The sequence below is a fragment of the Vibrio sp. 2433-A1 genome (genome assembly GCF_056726085.1).
The window spans coordinates 98833-118587 of sequence record NZ_JBRESC010000004.1; the positions used below are offsets into that span (position 1 = coordinate 98833).

General features: G+C 45.0%; 17 protein-coding genes and 2 pseudogenes. 11 read left to right on the forward strand and 8 right to left on the reverse strand.

From position 1 onward, the window contains the following. Positions 1-74 precede the first annotated feature (74 nt). Positions 75-794 carry a FadR/GntR family transcriptional regulator gene (locus ACU01J_RS05665; RefSeq protein WP_481084781.1) on the reverse strand — a complete coding sequence of 240 codons (720 nt, stop codon included), beginning with the start codon at positions 792-794 and terminating at the stop codon, positions 75-77. Between the two features lie 434 nt (positions 795-1228). Here ACU01J_RS05665 and ACU01J_RS05670 point away from each other — a divergent pair. From ACU01J_RS05670 to ACU01J_RS05680, 3 genes and pseudogenes are all read left to right on the forward strand, one after another. Beyond that, a pseudogene (locus ACU01J_RS05670) lies at positions 1229-1441 on the forward strand (SDR family oxidoreductase); the annotation flags it as partial. A 118-nt stretch (positions 1442-1559) separates the two neighbouring features. Further along, a pseudogene (locus ACU01J_RS05675) lies at positions 1560-1877 on the forward strand (FadR/GntR family transcriptional regulator); the annotation flags it as partial. Between the two features lie 198 nt (positions 1878-2075). Continuing rightward, entirely contained in the window at positions 2076-3365 is a 1290-nt protein-coding gene (locus tag ACU01J_RS05680; RefSeq protein ID WP_481084782.1) for an MATE family efflux transporter, read from the forward strand. Positions 3366-4115: 750 nt separating this feature from the next. Here the strand turns inward: ACU01J_RS05680 and ACU01J_RS05685 are convergent. Both ACU01J_RS05685 and ACU01J_RS05690 read right to left on the reverse strand, forming a co-directional pair. After that, the gene (locus tag ACU01J_RS05685; protein ID WP_481084783.1) at positions 4116-6281 is read right to left on the reverse strand and encodes a heparinase II/III domain-containing protein; all 2166 of its coding nucleotides are present in this window, start codon (positions 6279-6281) and stop codon (positions 4116-4118) included. A 2-nt stretch (positions 6282-6283) separates the two neighbouring features. Further along, complete coding sequence (locus ACU01J_RS05690) at positions 6284-8464, reverse strand: heparinase II/III domain-containing protein (protein WP_481084784.1); 2181 nt, start codon at positions 8462-8464, stop codon at positions 6284-6286. 421 nt (positions 8465-8885) lie between these two features. Between ACU01J_RS05690 and ACU01J_RS05695 the strand changes: the two genes are divergently transcribed. The 3 genes from ACU01J_RS05695 to ACU01J_RS05705 all read left to right on the forward strand — a co-directional run bounded on the left by ACU01J_RS05695 (position 8886) and on the right by ACU01J_RS05705 (position 10890). Next, positions 8886-9221, forward strand: coding sequence for a cupin domain-containing protein (locus ACU01J_RS05695; protein WP_005450851.1), 336 nt, complete (start codon positions 8886-8888; stop codon positions 9219-9221). Between the two features lie 34 nt (positions 9222-9255). Continuing rightward, a complete protein-coding gene (gene kdgK, locus ACU01J_RS05700; protein ID WP_481084785.1) occupies positions 9256-10188 on the forward strand; it encodes a 2-dehydro-3-deoxygluconokinase in 933 nt (310 codons plus the stop codon). Positions 10189-10266: 78 nt separating this feature from the next. Continuing rightward, positions 10267-10890 carry a bifunctional 4-hydroxy-2-oxoglutarate aldolase/2-dehydro-3-deoxy-phosphogluconate aldolase gene (locus ACU01J_RS05705; RefSeq protein WP_481084786.1) on the forward strand — a complete coding sequence of 208 codons (624 nt, stop codon included), beginning with the start codon at positions 10267-10269 and terminating at the stop codon, positions 10888-10890. 183 nt (positions 10891-11073) lie between these two features. Here ACU01J_RS05705 and ACU01J_RS05710 read toward each other — a convergent pair whose 3' ends face one another. From ACU01J_RS05710 to ACU01J_RS05725, 4 genes are all read right to left on the reverse strand, one after another. Next, complete coding sequence (locus ACU01J_RS05710; protein ID WP_481084787.1) at positions 11074-11952, reverse strand: NAD(P)-dependent oxidoreductase; 879 nt, start codon at positions 11950-11952, stop codon at positions 11074-11076. 302 nt (positions 11953-12254) lie between these two features. After that, positions 12255-13418 (reverse strand): amino acid permease, encoded by a 1164-nt coding sequence (locus tag ACU01J_RS05715; RefSeq protein ID WP_481084922.1) that lies wholly within the window; start codon positions 13416-13418, stop codon positions 12255-12257. Between the two features lie 352 nt (positions 13419-13770). Then, on the reverse strand, positions 13771-14883 hold the full coding sequence (locus ACU01J_RS05720) for a permease (RefSeq protein ID WP_481084788.1): 1113 nt from the start codon (positions 14881-14883) through the stop codon (positions 13771-13773). A 214-nt stretch (positions 14884-15097) separates the two neighbouring features. Continuing rightward, entirely contained in the window at positions 15098-15421 is a 324-nt protein-coding gene (locus ACU01J_RS05725; protein WP_481084789.1) for a hypothetical protein, read from the reverse strand. Positions 15422-15574: 153 nt separating this feature from the next. Here ACU01J_RS05725 and ACU01J_RS05730 point away from each other — a divergent pair, with 153 nt between their 5' ends. From ACU01J_RS05730 to ACU01J_RS05740, 3 genes are all read left to right on the forward strand, one after another. Continuing rightward, a complete protein-coding gene (locus tag ACU01J_RS05730; protein WP_481084790.1) occupies positions 15575-15895 on the forward strand; it encodes a helix-turn-helix transcriptional regulator in 321 nt (106 codons plus the stop codon). Between the two features lie 146 nt (positions 15896-16041). Then, on the forward strand, positions 16042-16335 hold the full coding sequence (locus ACU01J_RS05735) for an ArsR/SmtB family transcription factor (protein ID WP_481084791.1): 294 nt from the start codon (positions 16042-16044) through the stop codon (positions 16333-16335). Positions 16336-16459: 124 nt separating this feature from the next. Further along, a complete protein-coding gene (locus tag ACU01J_RS05740) occupies positions 16460-16846 on the forward strand; it encodes an MAPEG family protein (RefSeq protein ID WP_481084792.1) in 387 nt (128 codons plus the stop codon). Positions 16847-16950: 104 nt separating this feature from the next. On the opposite strand, the gene ACU01J_RS05745 is transcribed toward ACU01J_RS05740, so the two are convergent. Continuing rightward, the gene (locus tag ACU01J_RS05745) at positions 16951-17973 is read right to left on the reverse strand and encodes an acyltransferase (RefSeq protein WP_481084793.1); all 1023 of its coding nucleotides are present in this window, start codon (positions 17971-17973) and stop codon (positions 16951-16953) included. A 236-nt stretch (positions 17974-18209) separates the two neighbouring features. Between ACU01J_RS05745 and ACU01J_RS05750 the strand changes: the two genes are divergently transcribed. Together ACU01J_RS05750 and ACU01J_RS05755 are read left to right on the forward strand one after the other, a co-directional pair. Then, the gene (locus ACU01J_RS05750) at positions 18210-18797 is read left to right on the forward strand and encodes a TetR/AcrR family transcriptional regulator (protein WP_481084794.1); all 588 of its coding nucleotides are present in this window, start codon (positions 18210-18212) and stop codon (positions 18795-18797) included. A gap of 106 nt (positions 18798-18903) precedes the next feature. Continuing rightward, positions 18904-19755, forward strand: coding sequence for an alpha/beta fold hydrolase (locus ACU01J_RS05755; protein WP_481084795.1), 852 nt, complete (start codon positions 18904-18906; stop codon positions 19753-19755).

Here is a 19755-nt window from a genome sequence, read left to right on the forward strand (position 1 = left end):
TGGCTGAAGCAAGAGGGGAGTAGATACAAAAAAGCACGCGAAGGACTCGTGCTTTCAATGGTTTGTCGCTGAACTTATTTTACTGGTGCTAAGCGGTGCTTAGAGTCTAATAAGTGATTTGCTGATGCTTGGCGTGCTTTGTCAGCGTTACCTGCCATGATTGCATCGTAAATCTGACGGTGTTCTTTGATACAAGTGCTGCCTTCTTCCGAAGAGTGTGAAATAAAGTTAACGAACATCGTCGTCAGGATATTACCGAATGGCAGGTAGAAGTCGTTACCCGTTGCGTTGAAAATCAAGCTGTGGAAACGCGTGTCAACTTCCATCCATTTTGCGCGATCAAGTTCATCCGCTTCTGCAACATCAACCATCTGCTGGAAAGTTTCAGATAATTCAATACGTTGTTCCGCAGTAGCATGGATCGCAGCAAGTGCACATGCTTCTGGTTCGATCGCACGGCGTAAACCAAGGAATTGACCACAGAACTGATCAGTATCTGTGAGGCCATCCATCCACTCTATCAGTTGAGGGTCTAAGAAGTTCCAGTAAGCGCGGTTGATGACGCGAGTACCCACTTTAGGACGCGACTCAAGTAGGCCTTTCGACGTTAGTAATTTCACTGCCTCACGTAGTGCAGTACGGCTAATGCCAAATTGCTCACAAAGAACCATTTCGCCAGGTAGGATCGAGCCTTGAGGGAGCTTACCAGACAAAATGCCACGTGCGATTTCACGTGCAACTTGTACATGAAGGCTTCGCTTAGAGCCTGATATAGAATGAAATTCGCCGGACATAATCTTCACTTAATTGCTAAATATGTATTATTTAAGCCGTACTATAGCACTGTTGCCCCCATCCACCAAGCTGATGTGAACGCAATATAAGAAGGTTCACATAACGCGTGTTTTCGCTAGACACAATCAATGAGTGCGTGACTTGACCGCTTCTTCAATATTGTTTTTATCGCTATCAAGTTATTGAATAATCCATATAAATAGGAGGTATAGGATCCTACTTGTCGTGACAAAAACCACAAATGCAACCCAAAACTGACGAATTTTTCCGAGTCTAGCTCAATTGAGCGCAAATACGCTTGCAACAAAAATCTTATTGTATTATTTATTTTGAGGGCGATAATAGCTAACATAGGTGAACCGGCATTAATAGTCATCAACCGGCCCTGACGCAGAAGTAGCTGTGCCTGAGCTAACCGGACTTGGTGATGATGTTAATTTTTCCAGGCACTATCGGCACCGCATTCCACGATGGTAAATATGACGAGTTGAAAGCAGCAATCGCAAGCGGTAGCGGTATCCCTATGGGTCGTTTCGGTTGAATCGAAGAAGTGGCACCAATGTTTGCTTTCTTCGCTTCACACGCATGCTCTGGTTGCATCACTGGCCAAGTGCTTGATGTAAACGGCGGACAAATGGCGTTATAAGTGCTGACCCATTTTGTATCAGACGAATACACTGACCTCAAAAAGCCAGCTTCGTCGGGCTTTTTTGATCATTTATCAAGTGCTACGGTACTGGAAGCATAATTATAAGGAGCGTCAAATGGCAAAGTTTTCTCTTGTGGAGGATTCACACCGCAAGATCCATGTGCAAGTTGCCAGACAAATCGCCCGTAAAATACTGTCAGGTGAGCTAAACCAAAATGAAAAGCTACCCAATGAGATGGATCTCTGTGACGCGTTTGCCGTGAGTCGCACAGCATTACGCGAGTCAACCAAACTGCTCTCAGCAAAAGGGCTAATAGAGTCAAAGCCGAAGGTGGGTACGACCATTCGTGCGCGCAACCACTGGCATTTCCTCGACCCTCAACTTTTGGAATGGATTCAAGATTTAGAAGATACCGAGCCGTTTCTGGCTCAGGTCGTCAACGGTTGATGAATCAACGTGTATTTGGCTTTGCTCTAACGGTGAAAGGATAGGGCAAGGCCAACGTTTAGCGGCAACAGCTTGCTTGCTAGTTGCGCTTGTGACAACTCCGAAAGGTCTACCATGTCTTCCCAACCCCATATAAGAAAAAATCTGTCCCTTGCTTGGCCGTTGGCCTTGAACGCTTTATTAATGCAGTCGATGTTAATGATCGACACCTTCCTTGTCTCACCGCTAGGTGAAGTTTCCCTTGCCGCCATGGGTATTGCCACCACCATCGTCTCCTTTGTTTTAGGTATCCAAATGGCGTTGGCGAACGGCTCACAGTTGGTACTCAGTCGAGCGGTTGGGTCTGGGCAACACCTGTCTCTGAACAAAGGCTTCTGGGCGGGCTTAATTATCAACGTTTTGGTCGCGGTAGTGTTTTGGACACTGATTACCGCCTTCGACAAAGCGTTGATCAGTAAGTTGACCGACAACGTTGCTCTTTATGCAGAGACTGAACGTTACCTCGCTGTCGCCAAATTCATCATCATCTTCAACGCGATTACCCAAGTTATGATCGCTTTGTTTAATGCACTTGGCCGAACCAAAGTGCCGTTCAAAGGGTATTTGATTGAGCTACCAGTCAACATGGCAATGTCGTACGTGTTGATTCATGGCTTTACTGGTTTTGAGGGCATTGGTGTGCAAGGCGCGGCTGCAGGCAGCTTAATCGCTATCACCATTCGATTGCTGTACTTAACTCTTTGTATTCGATGGGATGATTCCATCGTCTTGTCGATTAAGAACTTAGACGCCTCACTGAAGGCCAACACGCTGAACCACTTTAAAGAGATATTCCCCGTTGCAGCAAACGTGACCATGTTGCAAACCGGTGCGACTATCTACATGTTGTTGTACTCACAGCTGACATTGAACGCCTACGTAGCGATGACCATCGTGATGCCTTGGATTAAAGCAGGTACACAGTTCATCACAGCTTGGGCACACTCGTCGGCGATTACGATCAGTCAAGCGATTGGTTCACGACAAATGGATGAGTTACGCAAGAACGTTGATATCAGCATCGATATGGCAGTGATGATCTCATTTGTGTCCGCTGCCTTCTTTCTTGCTTTGAGTTTCGTTCTTCCAGATTTGTATCCAGATTTGGACCCGACTACATACGTTGCACTTGATTCTATTGCCCCGCTGTACATTTTGTTGCCAATTGTGCGTGGCTATAACACGGTGCATGGGCATGTTTTACGTGCATTAGGTAAGACAACGGAAGTCTTCAAGATTAACTTCACTGGTCAGTGGATTGTGTCCATCCCACTGTGTGCATTGATCATTCTGCATTGGGATCTCTCTTTCTTCTGGGCGTTCGCCGTTATGCCATTTGAAGAAATAGTGAAAGCACTGCCATTTAGGCACTTGGCGCGTAAATCACTCAACGAGTTTGATCTGAAGAAAGCTGAGAGGCTTATGTATGATTAATAAGTAAGTTGTCATCCGATTAAAAGCCCTCAACGACAAGGGATTTTTTATGCCAGTTGCTTGCTCACTATGGAAGGGAGACAACCGATGAGAGGAGCTTTAGCACCGATTTCTGCGGATAAGGTACTCAGTGAAAGGGGCGCTTTAAGTGATAGGGCGGACTCAAGAGAGAACAAGAAGCCCTCGCTTTGAAAAGCTCGAAACATTGGTTAAGTTGGTGGGGTTTTGTTCTCCAAGTTAAAGCTAAACGGTAAGTAACCTGATAGCTAATGAATAATTTAAACCATCCCTAATCAGCAGAGTCCAATGGTTAGGGATTTTTTGTGTCTCCAACAAAAACAAAACATGCACAAACGATTTGATTGGTATTGATAAAACGAAGAGGGGGCTGTTGATGGAAGTAAAAGAAAAAAAAGCCGGACATGATGTCCGGCTTTGAATTAGTTCCCGATTTTTACATTAATTTTTAGTGGCTAGGGTCTGTTGACCTTTCGTGATGATTTTTGCAGCAGTTTGTAGGTATTTTATGCAAGGCAGAGGCTTTGATATGTAGTTATTCTACCTGATAAGCCGATAACGCAGTAGAAAGCACCTACAAACGCTACCCAAAGGGTTCGGCTAAAAGCGTTTTACTCTTTGTTGAGTCAATTTTACTTAGAACCACTAGGCTTCAATCGACTCGCCGCGATTAAAACGCTTTTATCTCGAACAAAATTTAACCACGAAAGATAAACAGACCCTATCTAAAGATTAAATTTGTGCGAATGCGCCTTCCCAAGTGTAAGTCACACCGTCGAACTCAACGCGATGTGCCGCGTTTTGCTTGTCTTCGTCTAGGTTGCAGATAGCGAAGTGGTAAGCGTTGCCTGTTGTGGTTTGCAGACGAATCACAGTACCCACTTCGTTGTTGCCAACGACGGTTACTGACTCTACTAGGCCACGAGCGCCAACCGATGCTTCGATAGACTCGTTGAAGTAACCGTGTGTCTCTAATACAGAAGCAAATACGTGGTTCTGACCAGATTGACGTAGGATCAGTGCTGGCTCGCTCTTCAAGTTGAAGTCTGGATCATTTGCGCCTGTGCGGGTGAAGAACACTTTGCCACCGTTAGTTGCGCTTGTGATTAGCGAGTAGTAGCTGTTGTCGTGCAACCAGCTTATCAGTGAACTGCCTTCGACTTGACCAGAACCGATGTTCCATAGGTGCTGGTAGCCGTTGTCTTCGCCCATTGGACGCAGTGTGCTTTCTACATCGTATTCAAAATCCGTACGGATGATTTGACCAGAGTAGTGCACCGGCAGGTCGTATTGGTGCTCTTGATCTGCTTCGATGCGGTAAACATCAATTACAAGTGGTTTTTCGAATTCTGGCAACTCAGCAAGAATGATGCTGCGCTGCATGTCTACACCGTTGTAGTAACCAGAAATACGACCGCTCATGCCTTGCAGTTTTTCGTCATCAGCTTTGAAGAAGTGCTTAGAACCGAACTTGGTTTCTGCTAGCGCTGTGTCGAAGTTGTTTTGCGTCTTTTGGTCAACCGTTACTGTGTTGTGCGCGACCGTCTGCTTACAGTAAGACTTGTTCTCTGGGATGTAACGACCGCCAAATTTAGGCTCAACGTTTACCCAGCGACCAAAGCCGTAATCGTGCAGCACTTCATGACCACGGTTAAATACGCTCAGATGCAAACCATCGTAGTGACCGTGGTCTAGCGCTGAGTGGTACTGGTGGTCGCTGCCGTGTTGACCAAACCAGATAAGCGCCATTGTGTCGTCGTCTTGCTCGTCACGGTGACGAAGAATGCTTATGCCGCCTTTTTCGCCTTCTGGGCCGTCAGTCACGAATAGGCTACCCCAGTTGAATGGCTTGATGTTGTCTGCAGCTGCAACCGCATCAGACAATGTTTTGCCTGAGATATGAACCCAAACGTCTTGTTGGTGGTCTGCCATGCCAAGTAGCGTTTCAGACTGCTCGTAACGGTGGAAACATACTGACGTTGCCATGATTACGCCTTCATCGTTAATCGAAATCGTCTTCGATGAATCGTTCAGTGCAGGCAAAGTGCCATCTGGGAATGCCGTCTTAAATACTGCGTAAGACGTGGTCTTGATGACCGAGTCGTTGAACTCGTAAATACCAAGCTCAGGCTGACGACGCTCAATCGCTTCTGCGAACAGGTAGATTGGACGCAGCGAGAAACGGTGGTAGTAAGGACCTTCCATGTAGTAGCCGTCTGGTGAGAACAATTGGTCTAACTGAGCTAGGAATCCGCCGCTGACTTTGTCCAGTTTCAAACCGTAAAGTGCTTTGTCTACCGCATCTTGATCGTTAATTGCGTAACCACAGATACCGACTGCTGCTACAGCCCACAGACCGTGGTTGTGTACGATGTCGAAGTCGTGACCGTAAGTGACTACGAACAGCTCAATCATTTGTTTGAACAGGTCGTTTTCAATCAGTGTTTTTTGCTCTTCTTCCAATGTGTGGTAAATGCAGCTGTACGCACAAGATGCGTATAGCATCCACATGTTCTCGTTCAGAGTTTGGTGGAAGATCTTACCCGGAGGGTTAGAGTCACGGCTGGTGTTGCTTTCTAGCGTCGGGTAAACCTTCGCGTAAGCCGTTAGCATGTCCACGATGTAATCGCGGTACTTCTGTTCGCCAGTGATAAGGAATAGGCGACCCGCTAGATCAATGTGGATGTAGTTTTGCTTGTGGCGGTTGTGCTCGTAACCACCACCTTCGCCGTGACCTGGAACTTCAATACCCACCTCTGCCATGTAAGCGTCAGTTTGTTTGATGTCACGTGCTAGTGCATTTCCTAATAGGCTATCCGTGCCAAGTGCTTTGCTTAGTTCTGCCGCTTCTTCAAAGTTCATTAATAGCGGTTGGTAAGACTGGGTTTGGTAGCTCATTATTACTTCTCCTGCCCAAATGCGTTCACTTCTAGAGAGTAGAAGCCATTCCAGCTGTAGGTTTTACCGTTCATTTCTACTTGGTGTGGGGTTTGGTCGTCAGCGCCTAGCACATTGCTGATCATCACAGTAACCAGTGATTTTTCAGTCGCGATTTCTACGATGCTGCCAACGGCGTTGTAACCCACGACGCGAATATCTTTCACCTGACCAAGTGCATTCACCGATTGCTCAAACTCTTCATTGAAGTAGCCGTGTGTTTCTAGCACAGAAGCAAATAGTGTCGATTCGCCCTTGCTGCGCAGAATGAATGCCGGTTCGCTACGTAGGTTAAAGCTTGGGTCATTGGCGCCAGTGCGAGTGAAGATCACTTCATTATCTCGCGTGTTCTCATCGACAATAGCTTTCGCGCTGCTGCTTGTGCCTAACCAAGTGTAGTAGGTGTTGTTTTGTAGCCAGCTAACCAATGCCATATCTTGCGTTTTGCCGCTTGCTACTTTCCAAAGGTGCTGGTAACCGAAGTCATCGCCAAGCGTGTTCAGTTCACCAAAGCTTTGGTAATCGAAGTTAGTACGTACGATTTGACCATCGTATTGATGAGAGTAGTCGTACTGATGCTCGCCTTCACCTTCGATGCGGTAAAGGTCTAGCAATAGCGGTGCTTCAAGCTCATCTAGGTTAAGCATGAACACACTGCGCTGCATGTCTGTATTCGGGTAATGGTCGTTCGCAAACGCACTCATACCGTTGATTTCAGTGCCTTCTACTTTAAAGAAGTGAGGCAAACCGTGTACTGAATCAGCGCGGTCTACATCGAAACCATTCTGACATTGCTCATCAATCGTTACTGCGTTGTGCGCGATAGTTTGACGTGCGTACGATTTGTTTTCGTCTAGGTAACGACCGCCGAATTTAGGCTCTACGTTTACCCAGCGACAGAAGCCGTATTCACGCAGCACTTCTTGACCACTGTTGAAGAAGGTAATGCCAAGCGTATCGAAGTTACCATGTCCCATGCCGTGTTGACCGTAGTTCATCATAAGCTGTGACACATCACCGGTTTTATCCTGCATACGGATAAAGCCTTGTGCACCGTTGTTACCAGCTGGACCTTCGTTAAGTTCCACACTTGGCCAGAAAGGCATGCCGATTTCACGGTCTGCGATTGCTTTATCGTAGGCTTGAGAAAGCTCAAGACCACATGGGTGCATCCAAACGGCGTTTTGAATCTTCGCCATGCCTAGGATGTTGTCATCCATACCGTAGTGTTTGCTGTAAACGCTCACTGCCACTTGAACGCCCATGTCGGTAATGCTCATGGTACGAGATGCGTCATTAAGGGCAGGGAACTCACCATTCGGGTAAGCCGTTGCCAGCATCGCTTGTACTGTGTTGCCAATCACTTTGTCTTTGTAGTTGTAAATGTCTACTTCAGGCATGTGACGGTGTACTACTTCTGCAAATACACAAGTTGGACGAATCGCATAACGATGGTAGTAAGGACCTTCCATGTAGTAACCAGAAGGGGCGAACAACTGTGAGATTTGCGCTAAGAAGCCGCCAGTATCATCACGGTCTTGACCGTATACCGACATCTCTAGATATTCAGGTTTGCCAATAGCTAGACCACAAATACCAACAGCCGCAACTGCCCAGATACCGTGGTTGTGAATGCGGTCGAAATCGTGCGCGTACTTCACGGTGAACATGTCTAGCATTGGTTCGAATATGCGCTCAACAACGGCTGTGCGCTCTTCTTCTGTCATCACTGATGCCACGCAAGAGTAAGCAAGGCTAGTAAACATTAACCAACAGTGTTCATTAAGGATCTGGTGGAAAAGACGACCTGCTGGGTTAGTGTTTTTCTGTACGTGGAAATCAAAGGTGAGGTACTTTTCTGCGTAAATAGCGAGAAGATCTTTAACGAACTGCGCGTACTTTTCTTCTTGAGTGATCAAGAACAAACGACCGGCTAAGTTCATGTAGGTATAGTTTTGTTTGTGGCGGTTGTGCTCGTAGCCACCCGCTTCGCCGTGACCTGGTACGTCTAGAGGCAGACGCATGAAGGCTTCAAGTTCTTTGCGGTTTGCGTCAATGGATTTGCCCATTAAGCTCGGCTTTCCGACTTCCTTTCTTAGTAGTTCGACTTCTGCTTCAGTCAACAAAATCGGTTGTGTAGTCATTTCTTTACCACCCTCAGATGAAGTGTGTTGTTTTCTTAAATTCCCAATAAAGTAATACAATATTAAGTTTTGGTGTAGTTTTTGTGGCAAGAAGGGAGAGTGAAATCACGCGAATTTAGCTAACTTGTTGATTTGTATTGTTGTGTCAATCCTTGTTGTGGCTGATGTTTCGGCGTTATCAATCGTTAAGTGGAATGCTTTAGCGAGCACCGTTTGATGGATATCACATATTTTTAGATATATTGTATTACAATTGATATGAGTGGGATATGCTCGTTACTAATTCGACAGCAGACCCTTTCGATTTGCGTTTCACTTTTATCAATACGACGCTTTTTTAAGAGAACCTTTTAATGAAAGCACGGTTAAGAATGAAGTGCCGTAGGGTTCGCTTTAATAGAGATTTTTTAGGAGTATGACGATGAATTCTTTCTTTGTATTAGATGAGAACCCGTGGGAAGAGCTAGGCGGCGGTATCAAGCGTAAAATTGTTGCTTACACAGATGACCTAATGGCGGTTCACCTATGTTTTGATAAAGGTGCGATTGGCGCTCCGCATACTCACGAAATTCACGATCAAATCGGTTACGTAGTACGTGGCAGCTTTGAAGCAGAAATCGAAGGTGAGAAGAAAGTACTAAAAGAAGGCGATGCATACTTTGCTCGTAAGCACATGATGCACGGTGCAGTTGCATTAGAGCAAGACAGCATTCTTCTGGATATCTTCAACCCAGCTCGTGAAGACTTCTTAAAATAATCTATAGCGCAACCTCAGTTGCTAAGGTGACAACATGAAATCATTAAACATCGCGGTCATTGGCGAATGTATGGTTGAGCTACAGAAAAAGGAAGGTCAGCTAAAGCTGTCATTCGGTGGTGATACGTTGAATACCGCACTGTATTTATCTCGTTTGACCAAAGCTCACGACATCAAAACCAGCTATGTAACGGCTCTAGGTAACGATCCTTTTAGCCAAGAAATGCTATCAGCATGGCAAGAAGAGGGCATCGATACTAGTCTGGTTCTTTCCGTTAAAGAAAAGCAACCAGGTATCTACTACATCGAAACCGATGAAACTGGCGAACGTTACTTCCACTACTGGCGTAACGAAGCGGCCGCTAAGTTCCTATTCGAGCAAAACGAGTCTCCGCTATTAGTCGACAAACTTTACTCGTACGATGCGGTTTACTTGAGCGGTATTACATTAGCGATCCTTACTGAAGAAGGTAAGACGCAACTGTTTGGCTTCCTTGAGCGCTTCAATGCACAAGGTGGTAAGGTTATTTTCGATAACAACTACCGTCCTAAATTGTGGGAAAGCCGCGAGAATGCCATGTCTTGGTACCTTAAGATCCTTAAGCACACGGATATTGCACTGCTCACATTTGAAGATGAGCAAATGCTTTACGGTGACGAGCATCTAGAACAGTGCATTGAGAGAACCTCTGCACTGGGCGTGGATGAAATCATCATCAAACGTGGTAGCAAAGATTGCTTGGTTGTCGCGAATGGCGAAGCGCAATACGTGGCGCCAAACAAAGTCGACAACGTGATTGATACAACAGCGGCTGGTGATTCTTTCAGTGCGGGCTTTTTGGCGAAGCGTTTGACTGGCGGCAATGCAGCGGAATCGGCTTACTCTGGCCACTGTATGGCTGGCGCGGTAATTCAACATAAAGGTGCCATCATTCCACGTGAAGTGATGCCAGATCTTCCTTTGTAATTCTTTTGCCGAGCGTTGATAAATCGGCGCTCCGCAGTGATTTATTGAACTCAAGTTAACGACGACGAGTACACTCTTATGACGACATTAAACGAACAACTAGCAAACCTAAAAGTAATTCCTGTTATTGCCATCAACAAAGCAGAAGATGCGATTCCTCTAGGCCGCACTTTGGTTGAAAACGGTATGCCTTGCGCAGAAATCACGTTCCGCACAGAGTGTGCTGCAGAAGCGATTCGTGCGATGCGCGCTGAGTTCCCAGAAATGCTGATCGGTGCAGGTACGATCCTAACTAACGAGCAAGTTGACCAAGCGATCGAAGCTGGTGTGGACTTTATCGTAAGCCCAGGTTTTAACCCTCGCACGGTTCAATACTGCCTAGACAAAGGCGTGGCTATCGTACCTGGCGTAAACAACCCAAGCCTAGTTGAGCAAGCGATGGAAATGGGGCTGCGTACACTTAAGTTCTTCCCTGCTGAGCCATCTGGCGGTGTTGGTATGCTTAAAGCACTAACGGCAGTTTACCCAGTGAAATTCATGCCAACAGGTGGCGTGAACCTAGGTAACGTAGACGAGTATTTGTCTATCCCTTCAGTACTGGCATGTGGCGGTACTTGGATGGTGCCAACAAAACTTATCGATGAAGGTAAGTGGGATGAACTAGGTACACTGGTTCGCGACGCAGTAGCTCACGTAGCATAAGTGTCGTAACTCCCCGACAAAACTAGCGAAAGAATGAAAAGCGAGCCTCAGTGCTCGTTTTTTGTATAGAGAGAACCTGCCGCTAGACTGGGGGGGAACGAAAAAAGGTTAGCGCATACGCGATGAAATAAAAAAAGCGCTCCCATGTTATTTCATGGGAACGCTTTGTAGATACTTATCTTATTAAGCTTGTAACTCAGCAAAGTAGTCGAAGATTACTGGAACATCGTTGTTACCTAGACCCTTTTCAACAGCAGCTTGCAAGCTCTTAGAGGTTCCTTGCGCTATTAGAGACTCGGTGCCTAGCTCTTCACAAAGAGCAAGGAAGTAACCTAGGTCTTTATTTGCGTTGTTGATAGAAAAACCTAGTCTCTCTTCGCCGTCTACAGCGTAGAACTTACAGAATTGCATAAATGGTGAGTTAGATGGACCTGCAGACATGATGTCAAATAGCTGTTGTCCATCGACACCAGCTTGCTTAGCTACAGCGAATGCTTGAGACATCGTCGCTACAGTAGTCATACCCATGAAGTTGTTTACTAACTTAGTTACGTGACCAGAGCCTAGTGCACCTAGGTAGAATACGTTTTCACCTTGATCATCAAGGACCGGTTTCACTTTGTTGAATGTGTTGATATCACCGGCTGCCATGATGTTCAATAGGCCATCTTTAGCATGTGCAGGGGTACGACCTAAAGGTGCGTCGATCATGCCTGCCCCTTTTTCTGCTAGAGCAGCTCCGATCTTCTTAGTCGATGCTGGTATCGAAGTACCAAAGTCAATCAGTGTTGCGCCTTCGTTAATACCTGCAATGATACCTTCTTCACCGTAAACGACCTTCTCAACGACTTCTGAGGTTGTTAGACATAGCATCACGATGTCACTTTTCTCGGCGAGCTCTTTTGGTGTGTGCGCTTCTTTAGCACCACGAGCCACACACTTTGCGACAGCATCTTTATTTAGGTCCATTACGTTTAGTTCGTAACCACGGTTTTGTAGGTTTTCAACCATGTTGCCACCCATCAAGCCTAAGCCGATGAATCCAATAATAGGTTTAGTCATATCTCACTCCAAATATCTTATTGTATGATTATATGTCTTTATATTAAGCGCTGACAAAAATTATGCAATCGGCAAATGTACTGAACGATGAAAAATGAAGAACTTTTAATGAAAAGTGAGATGTTGATTGGAGTAAGCAGCTACAGGTTAAGATCGTGAGTGATTGTCAAACGAAAAGCGGTTAATTCATAACGTGAGAGCGAAAAGGCTAAAAAGAGAAATTGTATTACTAATGGTGCATTTTAATAGGAGACGTTTACGTCTTTATTCATTCATAAAGACGTAAACGTTTAATTGGTTATTTAACTCATAAACCAAGAGACGAAGATCAAGGCACCGAACAAGAAAGTGACGTTGAGTGCCAAAGTGCCACCGCCTGCAGTATAAGAGGTCTCCAAACACAGGTTAGGGAAGTCTGGCTGACGTACCTTTTTCACCATCATGAGCGGCCCCCAAATCGCTAAGAACACTAACACCATTCCGGCGTAGTCGAGCATGCTAACGAACTGGTTTGAGAACAGACTTGCCAAAGCCAGTGGTAGTACAAATGTCAGTAAGTAAGCGGCTGGTTTATTTGTGGTAATCGCATCTTGGTTTTGGTCGTAAAGCGCCATAGAAACACCAAGGAAAGAGGTTACAAGTGCAAGAGCAGAGAAGATTGCCACAATCGTCTTGATCATAGACTGCGATTCACTGAAGGCGTTAATCAGCTCAGAGATATTATGGAAGCGGCTGATGGCCTCTGTACCAAGGTTGCCGATAATGGCAAATAACCAAATTAGGTAACAGAACAGAGGGATCAGTGAGCCGAGCAAAATCATGTTTCTGATTTCCTTTTGGCTTGCTTCACGGTTGTAATCAATCAAGGACGGGATCACCACCATAGAGGCGAAACTGGTAAAGATAATCGCGCTGTACTTTACGATATCGTTGACTGAGTAATCTGAGTCTTGAGTGATGTAATCGAGATTAATGTTATTGAGCAGCGAGAAAATGACGATAAACAGCATCGCGACCATCATTAAGAATAGGCCACGGTTAAGGCGGTCAATGTGTCCTTTACCCGCAACCACGATTACACCCATCAATAAGCTAAATAGGGTATAGCAGGTCGTGGTAGAGACTGAGATACCTACATCTCCCAACAGTTTGTTGAGGATGTCACCAATGCCAAGGATGTAAGCAATCGACATACAAACGAGCAATAGGTAGAACAAGATATTAATGAAGTGCTGACCTGTTTTGCCTAGGGTTAAGTATGCCACACTGCTCATGCTGTTGCTTTGTTTCGTTTTACTGCAAGCCTCGGCGAGAAGAAGCGCAGAGAAAGTGGTGCCGATAAAGATAAACAGCATTAAAACGGAACTGACGATAAAACCAAATTGGGCTAAAACCATGGGGATAGCAAGCATACCTGCCCCAAGAGCGGTTCCTGCTAAGATCAAGGAACTGCCGAATAATTTCATATTCAAAAAAAATACCTTACCTAAAAATAATTACAGCTTAAGTTGTAAAAAAAAATTTCCACAAGCCTAGCAAATTTGAGCTCAAAACGGAGTCTGTTTTTTCTAAGAAATATTGATTTTTCCTAAAATATTTTGATGACACCCGCCGGGTGAATGGTTGTTGGGGGTGTGTTATTTGTTTGGTGAATGCCTGTTGGTGGTGGGTTGGAACAATGGGTGTACATATTCACTTCAAGCGAAGTCCAACGACTTCGCCATTGTTGTTACCGTAATTGACTATCTTTACTGGCTCTACGGTTGTAGGAACTGAATGCTTTTTCATTTGTGGCGGTTAACCTAAGATCTTATAGGATTAACCAAAGATAAAGCTGTACAGGAAGCCTGCACCGATCGCCATACCTAAGATGACGGTAAGGAAAGCAGCAATCATCTGATTCTTAAAGATAGACTTGAGCAAAATTACCTCTGTCAGACTTGCACCAGCACTACCGATGATTAGTGCCATTACCGAACCTAAAGCCATTCCTTTCTGTACCAAAGCTGCACTTAGCGGAATCACCGCTTCAGCGCGAATGTACAGTGGGATACCAATCACTGCTGCCACTGGAATCGCGTACCACTTACCCGCACCAGCATATTCTGCAATCAGTTCTGTTGGGATAAAGCCGTAGATGAATGAGCCTATCGCAATACCTAGCATCAAGTATGGGAACACTTGTTTAAAGTCTTTCCAAGTTGAATGCCAAATTCTTACCCAGCGGTTTGGCTCGCTCTTTTCAACGATAGTGGCGGTTGCCACACTGTCAGAACCGCAGCAGTTAACTTCAATTTTTGGTTCTTCCTTGCTGCTACAGCATGAGTCTGTTTTCGCTGCGCTGGCTTTTGCCATAACTGGAGCAGGTTCGCCGCAGCTAGAAGTCCCACATGATGACTCTTTCTTTGGTGCTGGTTTAGTGTCGCCACAGCTAGTACCACAACTTGACGCTTCTGCTGCTTGGTAAGCTTCTGGCTTTACATAACGCTCAAAGCCCAGTTTTTCTAATGTGTAACCCGCGACTACCGATACGATCATCGCCACTAAGAAATAGAACAGCGCGACTTTCCAACCGAAGGTGATGACAAATAAACCTATGATAACTGGGTTAAGTAGCGGGCTACCAAACAGGAACACCATCATCGGGCCGAATCCAGCTCTTGCACGTAGCAAACCTTTTAAGAAAGGAATGGTTGAGCAAGAACAAAATGGGGTGATAGCGCCAAGTAACGCCGCAACGATGTAACCTTTACCATTGCGCGAGCTCAAGATGGACTGGATCTTTTGCGGTGTTAGAAACTCTTGCAGTACGCCGACGATGTAGCTGATCGCCAGAAACAGAATGATCAGTTCAGTGGCGAGGAAAGCGAACATATCAAGGGCTTCACTTGCCATCGACATTAACTCATTGCTTGGAAAAACTGTATTCATAATGTAACTCCAAATTCGAAAATCAATGAACCTGAGTAGTCAAATTCATTTCTACCTTTCTCGAATTATAGAAATATAAACTTAGAGATCAATAATTATTTCGATAAATTTCGAAATAATTATTAAGTGCTTGATTAGTAGTTAAATAATTTTTATGGGTATGGGAGGGCCGTTAGTGAAAGTAAATAATGCGCGACAGAGAAGATTTAAAGCGCTAGGCGAAGGCGGTGCTTTGCTCTAACCAAGCATCAATTAATCGAATATGGAAATCGATACAGATCACCCCGCATAAGGCGATCTCTCTTTCAGGCTCAGACATATTGATTAGAATGTTCTCGATTTCACTTAAGGCGATCATCTCTTCATGCAGCTTGAGCTCTTTGTAGGTCATCAAGCGCTGTTGAGCTTGGTACAAAGCTTTCATAGCATTAGCTGACAAGGGACGAGTTAGTTTCCCGTGCTTATCGCTGTCAATTGTGATCAACTTTTGCAAATTGCGAGTGTGAACTTTGCAATCTGCGCTGAGTGAATAGCGCATTCTTATCCTTGAGTAAACGATTGGCTAGGTAAGTGTCTGTATCGACTTGATTCTATTGAGCTACTCGTTTGGGGTAAATGCAGTGCGGAAAATATGGTCCAGTTATTGCTCCAAATAGGACAAATGAGTCCGGTTTTCTCAAGGAGGGAGCTCATGGATCCTATCATCACCGTGATCATGGAACGACGAAAGCAGGCAGGGCTATCACAAGAAAAAGTCGCGAAGCTTGCTGGTATGAGTACCAAAACGTATCAGCGAATTGAAAGAGGCGAGTCAGACCTTAAGTTGTCACAATACCGCTCTATCTTACGCTCGTTAGGTATGACCCATCTAGATGTCGCAATGGATGAGCTTTCGATCAGGAAAATTGAATCGGATGACCTTGTATCAGCCGTTCGGTTGTTAGACAAAGAATCTAAGTTATTACTGATCAGATTTATTTTACAAATCTCAAAATCATTCCAGAAACCTTAGTGGCCGCCATCCTCCAGATTTATTATTAGTCACGAGATTCATTTTCAAGCCTTCTATTCGTATACGATCTATTTGCAAACTCTTTATTTGCAAATAAGGTATATTTCGATTATTTTAGAAATGTATTGTTTGCTACGGAGTTTCTAATGGAACTTGAAGTTGTTGCTAAAGCGCTCAAAGAACTAGGGCATCCTACACGTCTGTCGATTTACAAGTCAGTAGTAAAGGCGGGATATCAAGGTATCGCAGTCGGGAGCCTACAAGAAGTGCTTGGTATTCCCGGTTCGACGCTTTCTCACCATATTTCTAGCCTGGCATCGGCGGGGTTATTGAGCCAGCGCCGTGAAGGTCGCACACTATTTTGTGTCGCTGAGTATCAATGCCTAGAAGGGGTAATTGGTTTTCTACAAGATGAGTGTTGTGCTGATGAGCGTTGTTAATCAATCGAGATTATGATCAAGCCTCGTGAATTTGCGGGGCTTTTTGCTATTTGAGACTTGGTATCGATGAAAGATTACCTACACTGATAAGGTCTTAGTTATCTGATAAATACGGAGAAGAACAATGGTAACTGCGCTCTATGCGGCAATTTTGGCAGCTCTGATGATTTGGCTGTCGATTCAAGTGATCAAACAACGCAGAAAAGCACAGGTGAAATATGCCGATGGTGGTGTCGATGCCTTAACCATCGCACGAAGTGCCCACAGCAATGCCGTCGATTATGTGCCGATAACCCTGATATTAATGGCGCTGCTTGAACATAATGGAGCACAGCTATGGATGATTCACCTATCTGGTATTGCGTTTGTAGTAGGGCGAGTTTTACATGCGAAAGGGATCTTAGCAGACAGACTGAAAGGGCGCGTATCAGGCATGAAATTAACCTTTGCAGTGATGGCGGCACTGGTTGTGCTCAACATTGCGTATCTGCCCTTTGATAGGCTCTGGTGATGAAGTTCACTGCTCCGCCAGCATGGTCACTGACATTAGTCGATTTAATATTGAATAGGTTGGAAAAAAGCGATGGTTTGTAGCCATCGCTTTTTTTGTAGACGTTACCGAAACAGCCAACGATAGAGCGGCGTTTTCTCAAGGAGTTTAATCAGTAGGAATGTGCCGATGATAGCGCCAGCAAGCACAGTCATATCCTTGGCAAATCCAGTGATTTGATAGATGCCAGTGACATTCATCATCACAATGATGATAGGCAAATGGGCGACGTACAAAGGTAAGACATACTTAGACTGACGAGTTAGCCAGCTGCCTTGCCCTAGCGTTGGTTTTGCTAGTAACCACATAAAACAGCCCGTGCCCCATAGTACTGTACCAAACAAGAAGTCATTGGCATTAAATGGTTGTTCATGCTGGTTGAGGAGCAAAGCTTCGGTGAAATGCATTGCGAAGCCGAGCAGGGCTAACGTCAATGCTTGTTTCGCGGTTGCTTGAATGTTTTGTTGGCGAATCATAAAGCCAATCGCAAACAATAGCGTGCTAAAGAATGGACCGTTACGAGTAAATATTGGAGCCCAGAACTCTGTTAAACCTTGGTAACTGCCGGCTAAAACGCCGTAGACGTAAAGCGTAAAGGCAAGCGGGATCAGCAGATCAAGTTTGTTTAGCTTGGCGAGAAGCGCAGTAATCGCAGCAGCGCACATCAAAGCTGGGATAAACCATAGATGAACCAGGCCACCTTCAAACAGAGTATTGAGTGGCGTTTGCGCTAAATAACCCCAATAACCTTGACGTTCAGCTAGGTAGCCTGACTCGGCCACGGTACCTAAATTAAACGGCATAGCTAGGCAGATAATGCTCCAGACAATGAAGACACGTAACAGAGGAGAAAGGTAACGTTTGAGTGTCTCGGTAGGCGCATCAACAAGCTTAGGTTGAATCAAATAGCCTGAAATGAGGAAAAACAGTGGCACCGCAAAGCGGGTGGATTGATTAAAGATATACCCAACCCAAGGTACCTCGTTGAATTGCCAATAGCTGAGAAACATCTGGCAATGCATTGCAACGATCGCCAGTATTGCGACGACTCGGCCGAGCTCAATGCTCTCCATTTTCTTACTTTCCATAACGACAAATTAAATAGATAAAAGTAGGGGAGGTATAACAGCTTTTTCCTTCTGCTTTGCCACTAAAAATCAACTTCTTAGTCAGTAAATTAGGTATTTTTCTCAATTTGAGAGACTTGTCATACAGCAACAATATTTACATTTATACCCTCGACAAATCGCTTTTGAGTAAAAGCAAAGATTGCAAAAAAGTACGAGTGTGCTAAAAATAGTTATGTTACCAATGAGAGAGCTGTATGAGTAAAGGCAAAGTCACCCGAGAAAATATCTTGAACAAGGCATTCGAGTTAGCGAGTGTTAATGGTTTAGAAAGCCTAACGATTGGTGAGTTAGCCAAGCAGTGTGAGATGTCTAAAAGTGGTTTGTTTGCGCACTTTAACTCTAAGGACAACTTACAAATCTCGGTGTTGGAACATGCAAACCAGATTTTTACTGAACGAGTGATAGCGCCTGCGAGGCTGAATGCATCAATCTCGATTGAGCAGAAGCTAACGACGTTGCTCGATAACTGGCTAGGTTGGAATCACTCTTTTCAAGGCAGCTGTATGTTCCTTGATGCTTGGAAAGAAACTGGCACAGAAACACCGCCAACTCAAGTAGTATTGAAAAAAACCATTGAGACTTGGATTGGCTACCTGACCATTCAAGTGGCAAAAGGGGTAGAGAACGGCGAATTTCGTGCTGACCTCGATCCGAAACAGGCTATCTTCGAGTTATACGGCCTGTATTTAAGTGCTCACCTGTTTTACTCCATTCATGGTGAGCAAGCGAGTTATGAGCATTTCTGGCAAGGTGTGAAGCGTCTAATAGCCAGTTGGAAATAATAGAATTTTACTAAGCCAAGCTTGAGTTTGGCTTATTATTTAAATAAAAATAGCACGGTCGTTCGATTTTGTGGTAAGAGCAGATCGAGTCCAAAAGGAAAGAACCATGAGTGAGAAGATTTACTTTAATACTTCGCAAAAATTCAGTGTAAAGAAGAGCTTGATTAACTTAACGACTCGACTGCACCACACGATTGCACCAAAACATGCGGAAAAGACAGCACGCAAACTACTACTGACACCTGCTCGGACTAAGCCAAAGAATACTGAGCCGGCGGGGTTGGTCAAAGGAGAAGTTCAATCCAAAGAAGGCACGCTTAAAACCTATACACTCGGTTCTGGTCCTGTTTGGGTATTGGCACACGGTTGGTCGGGCAGTGCGAGTCAGTTTTATCCATTGATGCAGCATATCGCCAGCAAAGGGTTTACAGCACTGGCGTATGATCACCCTGGGCATGGGCAAAGTGGTGGCGTCTATGGCCATATCCCAGCGTTTGTGCATGGCTTAGAAGCGATTTTAGACAGCGTTGATGAAGTGGCAGGTCTGGTCGCTCACAGCATGGGCTCGGCGTCATCAATTGAGTGTCATCACCAAAAACTCGTTGGTAAGCCTTTCCTATTGATCGCGCCGGTATTGGATTATCTTGAAAACTTGTTTGGTAGTGTTGCTCGTTCTGGGTACTCAATGAAGCTGTTCAACGCGGTTGTTTCTGAGATTGAAGAGCAGTATCGCTACCCAATCCAATCGGTTGATCCATACAATAAACTCAAACTTCGCACTGCAGCGACTATTATTGTTCATGATGAAGGGGATAAGTTTGCCAAGTTCTCAGTGTCTGAACGTGCAGCGAGCGAGATGGATAAAGTGAAGCTCGTGGTGACTCAAGGACAAGGGCATGGGCGAGTAATGAAGTGCTCGGAAGTCATGCAAAGTTTCGATGAATTGATGGCTAATTAA